The organism is Paraburkholderia kirstenboschensis (assembly GCF_904848585.1).
Classification (GTDB): Bacteria; Pseudomonadota; Gammaproteobacteria; order Burkholderiales; family Burkholderiaceae; genus Paraburkholderia; species Paraburkholderia kirstenboschensis.
On sequence record NZ_CAJHCR010000003.1, the window covers coordinates 402,270 to 416,003 of the forward strand.

Below are 13,734 nucleotides of genomic sequence, written 5' to 3' on the forward strand. Positions count from 1 at the left end.
CGTATTACTACGTAGCCAACCGGCCGTTTTTTCAACGATGAAACTCAAAGCCAAGATTGTTCTGCTGGCGATCGTGCCTTTTCTCGCGGCTATTGCCAGCATCGAGATCGGTGTGCGCCGCGAAGCGACCGCGCTCGCGCAAACGCAGCACGCGACGACTCAGGCTGCGTACATGGCCAGCAAGGAAATCGAGCTCAAGCATTACGTGGAACTCGCTACTTCCGCAATCGCACCGCTTTATGAAGCGGGCGAGGACAATGCGCGCGACGATGCGCTGCGCCGCACACGAGCGCTCGACATCCTCGAAAAGATGGATTTCGGCAAAGACGGTTATTTCTTCGTCTACGACATGCACGGCCGTTCGCTGATGCATCCGCGCGAGCCGGATCTGGTGGGGCGCGATCTATCGGAGTTGCGCGATCCGCAAGGCGTGCCGACGATCCGGAAACTGCTCGCCGCGGCTTCGCAAGGCGGCGGCTATGTACGTTACCTGTGGCATCGTCCGTCGACGGGCAAGCTCGCGTCTAAACTCGGCTACGTCGTGCCGCTCGAGCGCTGGGGCTGGATGATCGGCACAGGCATTTATCTCGACGACGTCGACACGACGCTCGCGCATATCGACGAACGGGCAGCGATCAATATCGACCGCACGATGATGTGGATCGACGCGATCGCGCTGGCCGGGCTCGCCGCGATTGCATTGTGCGCGCTCGTGCTCAACGTCACCGAATATCGCAGCGCGGACGCAAAGCTGAAGCGGCTTGCGCAACAGGTAGTCGAGTCGCAGGAGAACGAACGCGCGCGGCTTTCGCGTGAATTGCACGACGGCATCAGCCAGATGATGGTGTCGGTGAAACTGCTGCTCGAGTCCGCGCTTGCTCGCTTCGAGCGCAGCGAAACCCGCGTGCCCGCCGCCGAAGCCGCACTCTCAACGAGCCTCACGCGTCTCGGCGATACCTTGCGTGAGGTGCGCCGCATTTCCCATGCGCTGCGCCCGTCGATGCTCGACGACCTGGGCGTCGCGGCAGCAATCGAACAACTCACCCGCGAACTGAGCGAACAGTCGGGCATTGAAATCGGCTTCACGCAGATTGCTCACACTCATGCACCGTCTTTACCCGATGCGGTCAACACGGTGCTGTTTCGCATCGCGCAGGAAGCGCTGACGAATATCGTGCGCCATGCGCACGCGTCGAGCGCGGCGCTCGCATTGGAAATCTCCCACGATGCAGTCACGCTGACAATCGCGGACAATGGCTCGGGTTTCGACGTCACGCACGCCTTCGTCGGCCGCCGCTCGGGCGTGGGCCTGCGCAACATGCGCGAGCGCGTGGAAGCGCTTAGCGGAACGCTTGCGCTCAGTTCCCAGCCCGGCCACACGCTGGTCACGGCGTACGTGCCGCTCGGCATCGGCACAACGGAGCTTCATACCAAGAGCCTGCAGGAGACCTCTTCATGAACGACATCTCGCGCGCACCGGCCCGCCTTATTCTGGTCGACGATCACCCACTCGTTCGCGACGGTCTGCGCGCGCGGCTCGAAGCTGTGCGCAACATCGAAGTCGTCGGCGAAGCGGGCAACGCGCAGGAAGCACTTGCGCTCGCGGCGAGTCATGAACCTCACCTCGTTTTGATGGACGTCGGCATGAACGGAATGAACGGCATTGCGCTCGCCGGCATGTTCCATGAGCGCTTTCCGGCAATTCGAGTGCTGATGCTGTCCATGCACGACAACCTCGAATACGTCACGCAGGCCGTGCGTGCAGGTGCGAGCGGTTATGTACTCAAGGATTCGCCGGCAACGGAAATCATTCAGGCGATCGGCGCGGTGCTCGACGGCAAGACGTATTTCAGCGCGGGACTCGGCGCGCGGCTGATTCATGCTTCGGCCATGCAATCGCCGGTCGAGCGGCTCACGCCGCGCGAACGCGATATTCTCGATGCACTCGCCGAGGGCTTGTCGAGCAAGCAGATCGCTCAACGCAACGATCTGTCGGTGCGCACGGTGGAGACGCATCGTCTGAATTTGAAGCGCAAGCTCGATATCGAAGGTCAGGCCGAATTGATCAAGTTCGCGGTTGAGAACCGGCGCGCGAGCCGCTAATACTAAACAATGTCTCGCTGTGCGCCGAGTGGAGACAAAGACAATGAGACGATTAATGCGGAGGCCGGCGAGTGCATTGCAATGCGCGGCTTTATGTTTGTGGGTGACGTTGGCTTCAGCGTTGCTTTCATTTTCACCTCGCGCTCACAGCGAGGAAGCGCGCATTAATCGCGGACACGATCCGTTCTTTCAGATATCTAAAGCGATTGACGGATGCCCCGTGCCGCTGGGACCGCTCGAAACAGAACAGGAATGGCTGGCCGATAGCCATTACCGCATTGAACGCGGCAACAGTTGCTGGATAGAAGGCCGCTGCCGTTTATCGAACGCCTATTTGTACGATGCCGAAATCGCAGAGGCCGTACAGCGGCGTCTGGCCAATATCAATACCGCGACGCATTGGCGCGAGCAGTCGACGCTGTGGCTCACGTTGCAACGCCGCTTTATCTATGTGCAGGGTTGCGTTGCGACGAGTTTCGACAAGCAGACGTTCCTCTCCGAACTCGCGAAAACCGCGGACGTTGACCGCGTGATCGACGACACGACCACTCATCCGCATGCCCCAAGGCTGCCGTATAAAACGCTTGCGGACCCGGACCGGCCTGTAACCAATCCGGGCAACTAGCGCGAAGAAAGGTGAGTCGCCCTGCACGCGACATAAGTGCAGCGGCTGATTGCCTACCGCACCAACGCAAATGCTTCGCGGCTGGCGATCTCTGCCGCGCCATACACGCCGACCACGGTGTAATCAGACGCAACGCATTCGAACGTTGATTCCTGAAACGTAATGACGAAATGGCGCCTCGTGAGTTCCGGCGACGAAACTGCGGAAAGCTCTTCAGCAAGAGACGAATTGATGACTTCGTGGACCGAATAAGCAGCCAGACCTTGCGACGCAAGCGGGTGAATTTGCATATCGTGCTCGCCCGGCGGCCCAAGTCGATGAAACAGGGTGTCGGGAAACAGCACCGCGCAGAAGGGATCGTCGCCCGGATCGAATGGACCAAACCGCTCGAAGTCGGATTCCGCAATGGGATAAGCGAGAATCACGCGGCGGTCGCTCGCGACAATGAACGGTTCGGCAGCGTCGGCTGCCGGATGAGGAACTGAGTCCAGCAGAAGAACCAGGTCCTCCTGCTGGGATGATTCAAGCGCGTTGGTCATGTACTTCGCTATTCCAGTACGCTTACGCGCCGGCTTGCACGGTGGAAGCGAGCGGTGCGGACGCGCTTACTGGGGCCGTTTCCGCTTTTGCCGCCCTCTTGCGGCCTGGCGCCTTGCTAGCGGCTTTCGTTGCAGCTTTCGTTGCGGCCTTCGCGGTTGCCTTTTTCGCGGTTGCCTTTCGCGCGGTAACTTTCTTTGCGGCGGACTTCACCGCGGCTTTCGTGGCCGTTACCGATTGCGCTCCCGCCTTCGCCTTTTTCGCCACGACTTTTTTCGCCGCGGCCTTTTTACTGATCGCGCCACTCGTGGCTGCTGACTTCACCTTGCCTGCCGTTTTCTGGCTGGCCGCGCTACCCGCGCTACCCGCCGGTGCTGCACTGCTGTCGATAAGGAACCTGGTGCGATCTTTGACCGATGCGAGCCATGCGGGCGCAGGACCGCGTCCGCTCCATGTCGCGCCGGTGGTCGGATGGCGATACTTGGGCGGTTGCGCGCCTTTGGGCTGACCTTTGCCTTTCGCGCCAGTAGCGACAAGCTTGGTGAATCCGTTCGATTCGCTTGCGCCGTCGATCAGAAACACGCTCCGGTCTTTCGCACTAACAATCCAGCCCGGCGCGCGACCGTGTCCAGTCCAGGTCGCGCCTGTTTTATGGTCGCGATACTTGGGTACTTTCTGGCCGGCTACGGCAAGCTTTGCATTGCCGCTTCCAGTAATGCCATTAAGACGATTGGCTGCGCGCCGTGCTTTTGCTTTGGCTTCGATATCCGCGGTGGTCAGGCCGTGCTTGAGCATCAGATCGCGAATCTGGTCGATTGCGACTTGTGCTTTCCTTGCAATCAGGATGTCAGCTTGCGCCTGGAGCTTCTTAAGCTTTGCCTGGATCTGCTCTAACGTGGGCATTGAATTGCTCCTTATGTGGTAATCGATCGAACTATGCCATGAATAGCGTCAGAAAGGCATAGTCGAGTGGCCGTAAAAACCCCAGTCTATTTCCGCTATGAGTGCCGGAGTACGAAACTTTTCTTTGATGCACTCCATAGACGCCTTTTTCCAGCCTTCGTTCTTTGCCCTCAACGTTTTTTCATCTCCCTATGGGCTTACTGTTTTTTGCTTATTCGCCTTATCTTTTATCTTTCCAATTGTTGCAGGACAGATCAGGTCGGCGTAAACACAACAACCTGGCGGTCGGCAATGTATCTGACGCCGCGCAAGAAGCGGTACTGCTGGTCGTCGGCGGTGATCCGGTTAAGCCCGATTCTCGTCAACGCCAGGATCTCGTCGGCCTGCTGGGCAGGTATGACGCCTTCGTCGCGCAGGTCCTCGAAAACGCCGGACGGATCGCCGACATAAACGCTGCGCACCTGCGTTCCGATCCGCATCAGGACCACGCTTTCGCCCTCGTCAAGCGCGAGTTCCAGGTAGCCCGCCAGCGTTCGCAACGACTCGGGCGTGCAGGTCTGCGGCTGATAGATCGCGGCATTCGATGGCGTCATGTCTGTACCCCGTCACCCATATAAAGAAAAAGCCGCCACTATGCGTCGCGGCAATACTCGCTTCTACCATAGGCAAGCATTGGAATATTCAAAGGCTTCCAGTCATTTTTTAACGCCGCTTTGGCCGGTAACCGTGCGTTAACTTGTCTTGCGGTGCCGTTTTACCGGCGTCCGGGGCCGGTAAGCCTGGCAAACGTGTGCTTTGCAAGTGCACGCGTCACGCAATCCGCAGGCCATAGGCGGGCAGAACTTCCTGGGTCGTCAAGAAACGGTGCTGTTTGACGGCGTCGTGAAAGAGCCGGTAATCGCTCTTCTCGAATGCCTCGGTCCATATCGGTTTGTCGCCGGAGTCGTCGTCAGAACGAAGACCGGTGGCTTTGTATTTCCATGAGCCGACGCCCTTGGCGATGTAGTCGGGAATGGGCTCTTTCAAGCCGGGAATGCCACCGTTTCTGACCACTTCGCACACAGCACGCAGGCGCTCGTTGTCGTCCATGATCCGGTTCGTATCGAGCAATTCCGTAACCGCCTCTTTCACATTTTCCGGCATCCCCGCCTCATTTTCGAAGTCTTCGCGCCCGGCCACATACGCACGCACCGCGCGGCACGCCATATCCGCGGCCGCGACGAAATCGGGCAGGTTATGCCTGTGTATCAGCGCGTTCCTGCCGTCGATGTAATGCCACTTTGCCCACGGCTGATCCGGATAGTGCAAGGCAGCACCGTGTCCGACGGGCAGTGCGAGGGTAAGCACATCTTCCTCGACGTGCTGGATCAGATGCTGCATAGCGAGCGTGAGGTTGGCAAGCCAGCCATTACGCGTGCAGTCCTGCGCCACGAGTGAATGAACCCGGTTCCCCGGACTTTCGATCCCGGCAAATCCCTGGTGCGCCCATGTATCGACATACGTATGAAGCGTGACTCCGAGACGATGCAAGCCCATTTCCGTGCCGCGCTCACGGATCGCTCGCCGCACGACTTCGCGCGCGACTGCGCTGTCCGCACGGCACACTGCTTTTTCCTCGAGTGTTGCGCCCTCTCCTGCCGGCAAAAAATGAAATGGCGCCCACACGAGCCGGTTCTGGTCGTTCTCGGTATTGGCGTAGTCGAACGTCTTATGGGCGGTGGCGAAGCGCTCGAACGTTTCTCCGCCCTGAAAACGGAGGATGCCTGGTGTGGTCGCGTCGTCGACATACTGGCACGCATGGGCGACGGTCAGCGCCTGGTCGGGCGTCATACCGCCAACTCGGGCAACGATATAGACCACGCCGTAGTGAAAGTCGATGTTCATGGCAGACGCTCCTCATGCACGATGAATCACAACAACAGCATTGGTAAACGAGCGAGTGGGCGGTGAGTTAAAAGCATGCCGCTGCTTGCTGGCGTTCTTGTTATTGTTTGAAGTTCTCTTCCTGTCTCGTCGCCCCGACTGGCATCGTCCAATGCCATGCCCATAAAAAAACCCCGCTGCGTTGTCCGTAGCGGGGTCCGTTTTTCAGCGCATTGTGCGCCGCCTTATTTGACTATGTCGACCAGCTCGACTTCGAACGTCAAGTCGCTGTTCGGCGGAATAACGCCCACGCCGCGGCTACCGTAAGCGGTGGCGGCTGGGCAGGTCAGTTTGGCCTTGCCGCCCACTTTCATGGTCTGAACGCCCTGCGTCCAGCACGGAATCACACGGTTGAGCGGGAATGTCGCGGTGCCGCCGTGCTTCGCGGAAGCGTCGAATTCAGTGCCGTTGGCAAGCGTGCCACGATAATTGACCTTGACGACATCGGTGGCCGCGGGCTGCGCGCCGGTACCCTGCACGAGGTGCTCGACGATCACGCCTGAAGGCAGCTTCTCCGTAGCCGGAGCGGCGGCCATTGCCGTGGATGAAAGTACAGTGGCAGCGAGCAGAGCAACGATAGATTTCAAAACGAATCTCCAGATGGGTAGTACAGCTCATTCTAGCGCAACGACTGTTGTGTGCCGTTAATCTATCCGTCTTATTGCATGGTCGCCCGCCGGCGCTTCCACATGCGCGACGAAGTCCGCAAGTGCTGTTTCGCGTTCGCGGACATCGGCAAGAACCGCGGGGTCGAGCAGAGCACTAATCACTTCTTCCCGTTCGCGGCCGGCTTCTGCAATCACGTCGCCATACGGACTCCAGATCGCGCTCGCGCCACACGTGTCCCAGCCGCCTGTGGTACCGATATGGTTGGACAAGAGAACATACATCGTGTTGTCGAACGCGCGTGCCGGGAACCAGATACGCGACTGGTGATAGCCGGACTTGACGCTGAATAGCCCGCTCACCAGATAGGCATGCGCACCGTTTACAGCCGCATGACGTGCATGCTCGGGAAAGCCCGAGTCGTAGCAGACACCGAGCGCGAGCCGCCATCCGTCCAGTTCGAGCATGCAGCCTCGCGTGCCTGGCCGGTAGATTTCCGCTTCGCTTTTATACAAATACTGCTTGTGGTAGGGCTCGGCGTCTTCGCCGCGACGATCGAACACGAGCGAAGAGATGCGCAGTCCACCGGCATCGCGCGTGGCCGCGCCCACAACCGCCGCAATGGCGTGGCGGTGGCACGCTTCGCGAATCGGGTCGAGGCGCGAATCTGATTGGTCGAACGCGTATTCCGACGGGTCGGCCGCGATCAGACCGGGTTCATATCCGCTCAGGAACTTCTCGGGAAAAACCACCAGTCCTGCGCCGCGGTCAGCGGCTAGACCGGTCAATTCGACCGTCTTCGCTATGTTCGCCGTCACGTCCCCGCAAACCGGTTGCGCCTGGGCAGCGGCAATTTGCAATGGCACATGAGGTAACGACGCGAGTTTGTTATCCACCGTAGACTCCGTTATGAAGGCACATGTAAAGCCACGGCATTTAATCACGGACGGCTACAAAGTGGGAGTGCGAGGATATGGTGAACCAGCACGGTACATGCACGGTCCACAGAGAACTTGCACTGCCAGAACCTGCACTGCGAACAATCGCCGCGATGCGAACCTGATGCTAATGAGCGCTCCCGATGAATGAACCGGTCGACCCCGACAACCGCGAAGTTCCTCCGCCAACGGCCATGCCGGAGCGGCGCCGCGCGCCCCGTCCGCGACGCATTCCGCGCAGCCGCGAGCAGCAGGCGCGGCTTGACGCGCGCGAGCCGGCATTCGAGCCGCTGCCGTTCGCCATCGACGAAGATGCGTTGCGCCGCCCTTTCGCCGACAAGCTTCACGCGTGGTTCGAGGCGCGCCGCTGGCAGCCTTTCGACTTTCAGCGCAAAGTCTGGCGCGAAATGGAACGAGGTGCGAGCGGATTGCTGCACGCGACCACCGGCGCGGGCAAAACGTGGGCCGTATGGTTCGGCGCGCTCGCCGCCTTCGCTCCGAGCGTGCCGTCCGCACCCGCGGTCACACGGAAACGAGCGGCAGGCACTCAACCGGAGCCGCTCACTGTTCTCTGGATCACGCCGATGCGCGCACTCGCGGCCGACACCGCGCGCGCATTGCAAAGCTCGGCGACCGAACTGGCCGTGCCATGGACAGTGGGCCTGCGAACCGGCGACACATCCACCGCAGAACGCGCGCGGCAAAACCGGCGCATGCCGTCGGCGCTGATTACCACGCCCGAGAGCCTGTCGCTCGTCCTCACGCGAGCTGACGCACGTGAAGTACTGTCGCACCTGAAACTCGTGATCGTCGACGAATGGCATGAGTTGCTCGGCAATAAGCGCGGCACGCAAACGCAACTCGCGCTTGCGCGGCTCGCGCGTTGGCGGCCGGAACTGCAGGTGTGGGGTTTGTCGGCGACACTCGGCAACCTTCGGTTCGCAGCCGAGGTACTGCTCGCGCCTGTCAGAACGCCGCGCGTGAGCGTGCACGGCAAGCTGCCCAAAGCATTGATAGTCGATACGGTTATTCCGGAGACCATCGAGCGATTTCCGTGGGGCGGTCATATGGGCATGCGGCAGGTCGAAGCGGTCGCCGACGCCATCGGCGAGGCGCATACGTCGCTCGTATTTACGAACACCCGCTCGCAATGCGAGGTCTGGTATCAGGCACTGCTCGAAGCGCGGCCCGAATGGGCGGGTGCAATTGCATTGCATCACGGTTCGCTCGATCAGGAAGTCCGCGAGTGGGTCGAGCGCGGCTTGAAGAGCGGCATGTTGAAAGTAGTTGTATGCACATCGAGCCTGGATCTCGGCGTGGACTTTCTGCCGGTGGAGCGTGTGTTCCAGATCGGCTCGCCCAAAGGCGTCGCGCGTTTGATGCAGCGTGCAGGCCGCTCCGGCCACGCGCCGGGGCGTCCGTCGCGCGTGACGATCGTGCCTACGCACGCGCTGGAACTCGTCGAAGCGGCCGCGGCGCGGGAAGCGGTTGAAAAGCGGCAAATAGAAGGCCGTGAAACGCCGGAGAAGCCGTTCGACGTCCTGGTTCAACACCTGGTGACCGTGGCGATCGGAGGCGGCTTCAACGCGCGCGAGCTTTACGACGAAATTCGCACCGCGTATGCGTACCGGCATCTCACGCAAAATGAATTCGATTGGGCATTAGGCTTCGTGGAGGGCGGCGGCACTGCGTTGCGCGCGTATCCGGACTACCATCGCGTGGTGCGCGAAAGCGACGGTTTATATCGCGTGCCACGCGAGGACCTTGTGCGGCGGCATCGCAACAACGTCGGCACTATCGTCGCAAACGGCACACTGAACGTCGCTTATCTGGCAGGCGGACGCATCGGCGCAATAGAAGAGTCCTTTGTTTCGCGGCTTAAACCGGGCGATATCTTTACCTTTGGCGGTCGCGCGCTGGAATTGATTCGTGTGCAGGACATGACCGCGTGGGTCAAGCGCGCGGCGTCGGGACGCGGTGCAATGCCGCAATGGGCGGGTAGCCGCATGCCGCTCTCTTCTGAACTCGCCGAGGCGACATTGACGATGCTCGCGCGCGCCGCGGTCGGCATCTATGACGAACCGGAAATGCGCGCGGTTCGGCCGCTGCTCGAACTGCAGCAGAAGTGGTCGGCGTTGCCGGAGCCCGGCGTGCTGGTCGCAGAAGTACTCAAATCGCGCGAAGGGCACCACTTTTTCTGTTATCCATTTGCAGGGCGCACCGCGCATATCGGTCTGGGCGCATTGCTCGCATGGCGAGTGGCGCGCGAGAAGCCGGGCACGTTCTCCATTTCAATGAACGACTACGGTTTCGAGCTGTTGTCCGCGCAACCATTCGATTGGGCTGCGGAACTGGAGAGCGGTTTGCTGTCCCTTGAAGAACTCGACCACGACATACTCGCGAGCCTCAATTCGTCGGAGCTCTCCAAACGGCGTTTCCGGGAAATCGCGCGGGTGTCGGGACTCGTGTTTCAGGGGCACCCCGGCCAGCAGAAAAGCGCGCGGCAATTGCAGGCTTCCAGTGGCCTGTTTTACGATATTTTCCGCAACCACGACAGCGGCAATTTATTACTCAATCAGGCGGACGCCGAAGTGCTATTGCAAGAACTCGACGCTAAACGCATTCGCTCCGCGCTCGAACGGATGAATGAAAGCCGCCTCGTTCTCACGCGCCCGAAAAAGCCGACGCCGTTCGCGTTCCCGCTCATTGTCGGACGCTTACGCGAAAAGGTCAGCACGGAGAAGCTTGCGGATCGCGTCGAGCGAATGCTCGCGGAACTGGAAAAGGCGGCTCGCGCATGAAGCCTGCTTCGTTGCCGGTCGAAATCGCCGGTCAGGCACTCGTGCTGTCGAGCTTGCGCGCGGCGTTCGATCCTGCGCTGCGCTGTCTTTTCGTTGCGGATGCGCATTTCGGCAAGGACGCGGTATTCCGTGCGCGCGGCGTTCCGGTGCCGGTCGGCTCGACTGCCGACAACCTGATGCGCCTCGACATTCTGATCGCCGAATTCGAACCGGCCACGCTCGTATTTCTCGGCGATCTGCTGCATGCGCGCGAGGCGCACGCCGACGAAACACTCAATGCGTTGCACGTCTGGCGCGCCCGGCATGCGGCGTTGCGGGTCGTGCTGGTTGAAGGCAATCACGATCGGCATGCGGGCGCCTTGCCCATTACGCTCAACGTCGACTATGTGCAGGAGCCCTGGCGCATGGGACCGTGGGCATTGTGTCATCACCCGCAGAACGTCGAAGGTGCTTACGCACTCGCCGGCCATTTGCATCCCGTCTATCGAATCGCAACGCGCAACGACTCCGTTCGCGTGCCGTGCTTTCGTTTCGGCCCGCAATATGGCGTATTGCCCGCGTTCGGCAGCTTTACCGGAGGTGCGCGCGACGACGGCCGCGTCAGCGGAGAAAGAGTCTTTCTAGTGGCTCACGAGAAGGTCATCGAGGTGCCTCGCTGATCATGCACGCAGCGCACTGCTGCGTCGCTTTTGTCATATGTGTCGTAGTGCAACGCTCGCACATCTGCCGACCCAACACTTTCAAACACGATCTTTTCCGCAAGCACATGCACCATTGACCGCGCAAGCGCCGCTGTAGTGCCGTCTTGGGTCCGCGGAAGCCCGCGCTACGGGCATCCGCGCGAGCGTTGAGCCGCACGCGGGTTTACGTGTGTTTGACTAAATCAGACAGCCCCGTTTACTGGACGCTGAACCAACCTGTCAAGAATCTTGCGATCTACCTGGTCAGTCAACGGTGCTCAACGAGCGCCCTCACCAAACCTTGGAGACAAACCATGGCTCAAGTGTCGAACAGCGCCATCGAGGAACTAAAAACCGCTGTACGTGGGCAGCTCCTGCTGCCCGACGATGCCGGTTTTGACGAAGCACGCAGCATCTGGAATGCAATGATCGACCGCCGCCCTGCGATGATCCTGCGCTGCGCCGGCGTCGCCGACGTACGGCGCGGCGTGGCCTTCGCGCGCGACAACGGTCTGCCGCTGGCGATTCGCGGCGGCGGTCATAACATTGCCGGCAGCGCCTTGTGCGACGATGGCCTTGTGCTGGATTTCTCGCTGATGAAATCGGTGCGAATCGACCCGTTCGCGAGACACGCGTACGTCGAACCGGGCGCGACGCTCGCTGACTTCGATCATGAAGCGCAGGCCTTCGGGCTTGCAACGCCGCTGGGCATCAATTCGACGACTGGCGTGGCAGGCTTGACGCTTGGTGGCGGTTTCGGCTGGCTTAGCCGCAAATACGGCATGACGGTGGACAACCTGATTTCAGCCGACGTGGTCACCGCCGATGGCGAATTGCTTCGCGCTAGCGCCGACTCGAATGAAGACCTGTTCTGGGCGATTCGCGGCGGCGGCGGCAACTTCGGCGTGGTCACGTCATTTGTGTTCGCGTTGCATCCGGTGGGACCGATGGTGTACAGCGGACTCGTCGTATTACCGCTCGATCAGGCGAGGGACGCCCTCGTCAAATATCGCGCGGCAGCCGCGGACATGCCGGACGAACTCAGTGTGTGGGCCGTTCTCCGGCTCGCACCGCCGCTGCCGTTCCTGCCCTCCGACGTGCACGGCCAGCCAGTCATCATCTTCGCGATGTGCTACACCGGGCCCACCGCGGACGGCCCTTCGGCGGTGGCGCAAGTGAAGACCTTCGGCACGCCGGTCGGCGAACATCTCGGCGAAATGCCGTTCGCAATGTGGCAAAAGGCGTTCGACCCGTTGCTCGCGCCGGGATCGCGCAATTACTGGAAGTCCCACAACCTCGCCGGCATCGACGATGGCCTGATCGAGGCACTGCTCCAGTCGATCCAGAATCTGCCGTCTCCGCAGTGTGAGATTTTCTTTGGACAGATTGGCGGACAAACGCAGCGCGTACCTGTGAACGCAACAGCCTATTCGAGTCGCGACACTCAATACGCCATGAACGTGCACGGCCGCTGGGAAGATCCCGCCGACGACGACCGTTGCATATCGTGGGCGCGCGCGTTTTTCGATGCATCGGCGCCGTTCTCGCTCGGTAGCGTCTACGTCAACTTCATGACGCAAGAAGAAGCGGGCCGCGTCGCCGACGCGTACGGTCCGAACTATGAACGGCTCGTCGCCGTAAAAAGCCGTTATGACCCGCACAATCTCTTCAGTCACAACCAGAACATTCGCCCGGCCGTGTAGCGCCGGAACGTGACAATTCGCCAGACCCGCGTGCGCAAACTCCTTGCCACGCGGGCCGCCATGCCGTCTTTGCGCGGGCGACATGCGCAGGCACGGGAAATGCTCCTTTATCATTGACATCGGTCTAACGGCCGACGTCACGGCATTACCGTTTCATCGATAAAGAAAAACCACCTCGATAACGTAAAAGGACAAATAACATGCGCAGACGACAATTCATCACGACGGCCGGCGCGGCTTTCGCTACCGCGAGTCTCGGCCTCGCCGGTTGCACCACCACGTCCTCGTCTTCGAACGGGTCGGCGTCCGCCAACGCCAGCAAGCGCGATACGATCAACGCGGGTGTCGACTCAACGCTTTCGCGTCTGTACGCGAACGTCAGTGGTTCGCGCGAACTCGTGGCGAAAGCGCGCGGCGTGCTGGTGTTTCCGTCGGTGATTTCCGCGGGCTTCTGGGTTGGCGGCCAATATGGCGAAGGCGCGCTGCGCGTGGGTGGCCGCACGAGCGGCTACTACAGCACGGTGGCCGGCTCGTTTGGCTTGCAGATCGGCGCACAGTCGAAAGCGCTCGTCTTCCTCTTCATGACGCAGGAAGCACTCGACAAATTCCTCAACAGCCAGGGCTGGGCAGCCGGCGCTGACGCGACCGTTGCCGTGCTGAAGGTCGGCGCGAATGGCGCGATCGATACGTCGACCGCGACGAGCCCGGTCGAAGCATTCGTTCTGACGAACGGCGGCCTGATGGCCGGCGTATCGCTCGAAGGCACTAAGGTCTCGCGCCTCATCATCTGATTGACGTCAGAAGCCACGCGGCCGCCTTGCGGACCGCGTGGCGATGGTTCTTGCGCTTCTCTGCGCGATCAAGCCAAGACGCTGCGGGCGCTGCCGGTCAAAACCACTGACCTGCTGTAAAATC

At 60.6% G+C, this 13,734-nt stretch carries 13 protein-coding genes; 7 read left to right on the top strand and 6 right to left on the bottom strand.

Features of this window, described 5'->3' with window-relative positions:
• The first annotated feature begins 37 nt into the window (after window positions 1-37).
• From JMY24_RS11625 to JMY24_RS11635, 3 genes are read left to right on the top strand one after another with little or no spacing between them, the layout of a single operon-like run.
• Entirely contained in the window at window positions 38-1,459 is a 1,422-nt protein-coding gene (locus tag JMY24_RS11625) for a cache domain-containing protein (RefSeq protein WP_128596417.1), read from the top strand.
• A complete protein-coding gene (locus JMY24_RS11630; protein WP_128596416.1) occupies window positions 1,456-2,103 on the top strand; it encodes a response regulator in 648 nt (215 codons plus the stop codon). The genes JMY24_RS11625 and JMY24_RS11630 overlap by 4 nt, the downstream gene beginning before the upstream one ends.
• A 43-nt stretch (window positions 2,104-2,146) precedes the next feature.
• Entirely contained in the window at window positions 2,147-2,728 is a 582-nt protein-coding gene (locus JMY24_RS11635; RefSeq protein WP_236597387.1) for a hypothetical protein, read from the top strand.
• A gap of 53 nt (window positions 2,729-2,781) precedes the next feature.
• Here JMY24_RS11635 and JMY24_RS11640 read toward each other — a convergent pair whose 3' ends face one another.
• From JMY24_RS11640 to JMY24_RS11665, 6 genes are all read right to left on the bottom strand, one after another.
• On the bottom strand, window positions 2,782-3,267 hold the full coding sequence (locus JMY24_RS11640; protein WP_128596414.1) for a hypothetical protein: 486 nt from the start codon (window positions 3,265-3,267) through the stop codon (window positions 2,782-2,784).
• Window positions 3,268-3,289: 22 nt separating this feature from the next.
• Window positions 3,290-4,168, bottom strand: coding sequence for an H-NS family nucleoid-associated regulatory protein (locus tag JMY24_RS11645; protein ID WP_128596413.1), 879 nt, complete (start codon window positions 4,166-4,168; stop codon window positions 3,290-3,292).
• Between the two features lie 254 nt (window positions 4,169-4,422).
• Window positions 4,423-4,761: a hypothetical protein gene (locus JMY24_RS11650; RefSeq protein ID WP_128596412.1), complete on the bottom strand. Its 339-nt coding sequence runs from the start codon at window positions 4,759-4,761 to the stop codon at window positions 4,423-4,425.
• Window positions 4,762-4,978: 217 nt separating this feature from the next.
• Window positions 4,979-6,052, bottom strand: a complete 1,074-nt coding sequence (locus JMY24_RS11655) for a DUF6765 family protein (protein ID WP_201702077.1) — start codon at window positions 6,050-6,052, stop codon at window positions 4,979-4,981.
• Between the two features lie 224 nt (window positions 6,053-6,276).
• On the bottom strand, window positions 6,277-6,678 hold the full coding sequence (locus JMY24_RS11660) for an FKBP-type peptidyl-prolyl cis-trans isomerase (RefSeq protein WP_128596411.1): 402 nt from the start codon (window positions 6,676-6,678) through the stop codon (window positions 6,277-6,279).
• 57 nt (window positions 6,679-6,735) lie between these two features.
• Window positions 6,736-7,593, bottom strand: coding sequence for a carbon-nitrogen hydrolase family protein (locus JMY24_RS11665; protein ID WP_128596410.1), 858 nt, complete (start codon window positions 7,591-7,593; stop codon window positions 6,736-6,738).
• Between the two features lie 185 nt (window positions 7,594-7,778).
• On the opposite strand from JMY24_RS11665, the gene JMY24_RS11670 reads away from it, so the two are divergent.
• The 4 genes from JMY24_RS11670 (at window position 7,779) to JMY24_RS11685 (ending at window position 13,610) form a co-directional block, all read left to right on the top strand.
• Complete coding sequence (locus JMY24_RS11670) at window positions 7,779-10,436, top strand: ligase-associated DNA damage response DEXH box helicase (protein WP_201702078.1); 2,658 nt, start codon at window positions 7,779-7,781, stop codon at window positions 10,434-10,436.
• Window positions 10,433-11,095 (top strand): ligase-associated DNA damage response endonuclease PdeM, encoded by a 663-nt coding sequence (gene pdeM / locus JMY24_RS11675; protein WP_128596409.1) that lies wholly within the window; start codon window positions 10,433-10,435, stop codon window positions 11,093-11,095. Before JMY24_RS11670 ends, pdeM begins: the two co-directional genes overlap by 4 nt.
• A 335-nt stretch (window positions 11,096-11,430) precedes the next feature.
• The gene (locus tag JMY24_RS11680; protein ID WP_128587891.1) at window positions 11,431-12,819 is read left to right on the top strand and encodes an FAD-binding oxidoreductase; all 1,389 of its coding nucleotides are present in this window, start codon (window positions 11,431-11,433) and stop codon (window positions 12,817-12,819) included.
• Between the two features lie 200 nt (window positions 12,820-13,019).
• A complete protein-coding gene (locus JMY24_RS11685; RefSeq protein WP_128596408.1) occupies window positions 13,020-13,610 on the top strand; it encodes a BPSL1445 family SYLF domain-containing lipoprotein in 591 nt (196 codons plus the stop codon).
• Window positions 13,611-13,734 lie beyond the last annotated feature (124 nt).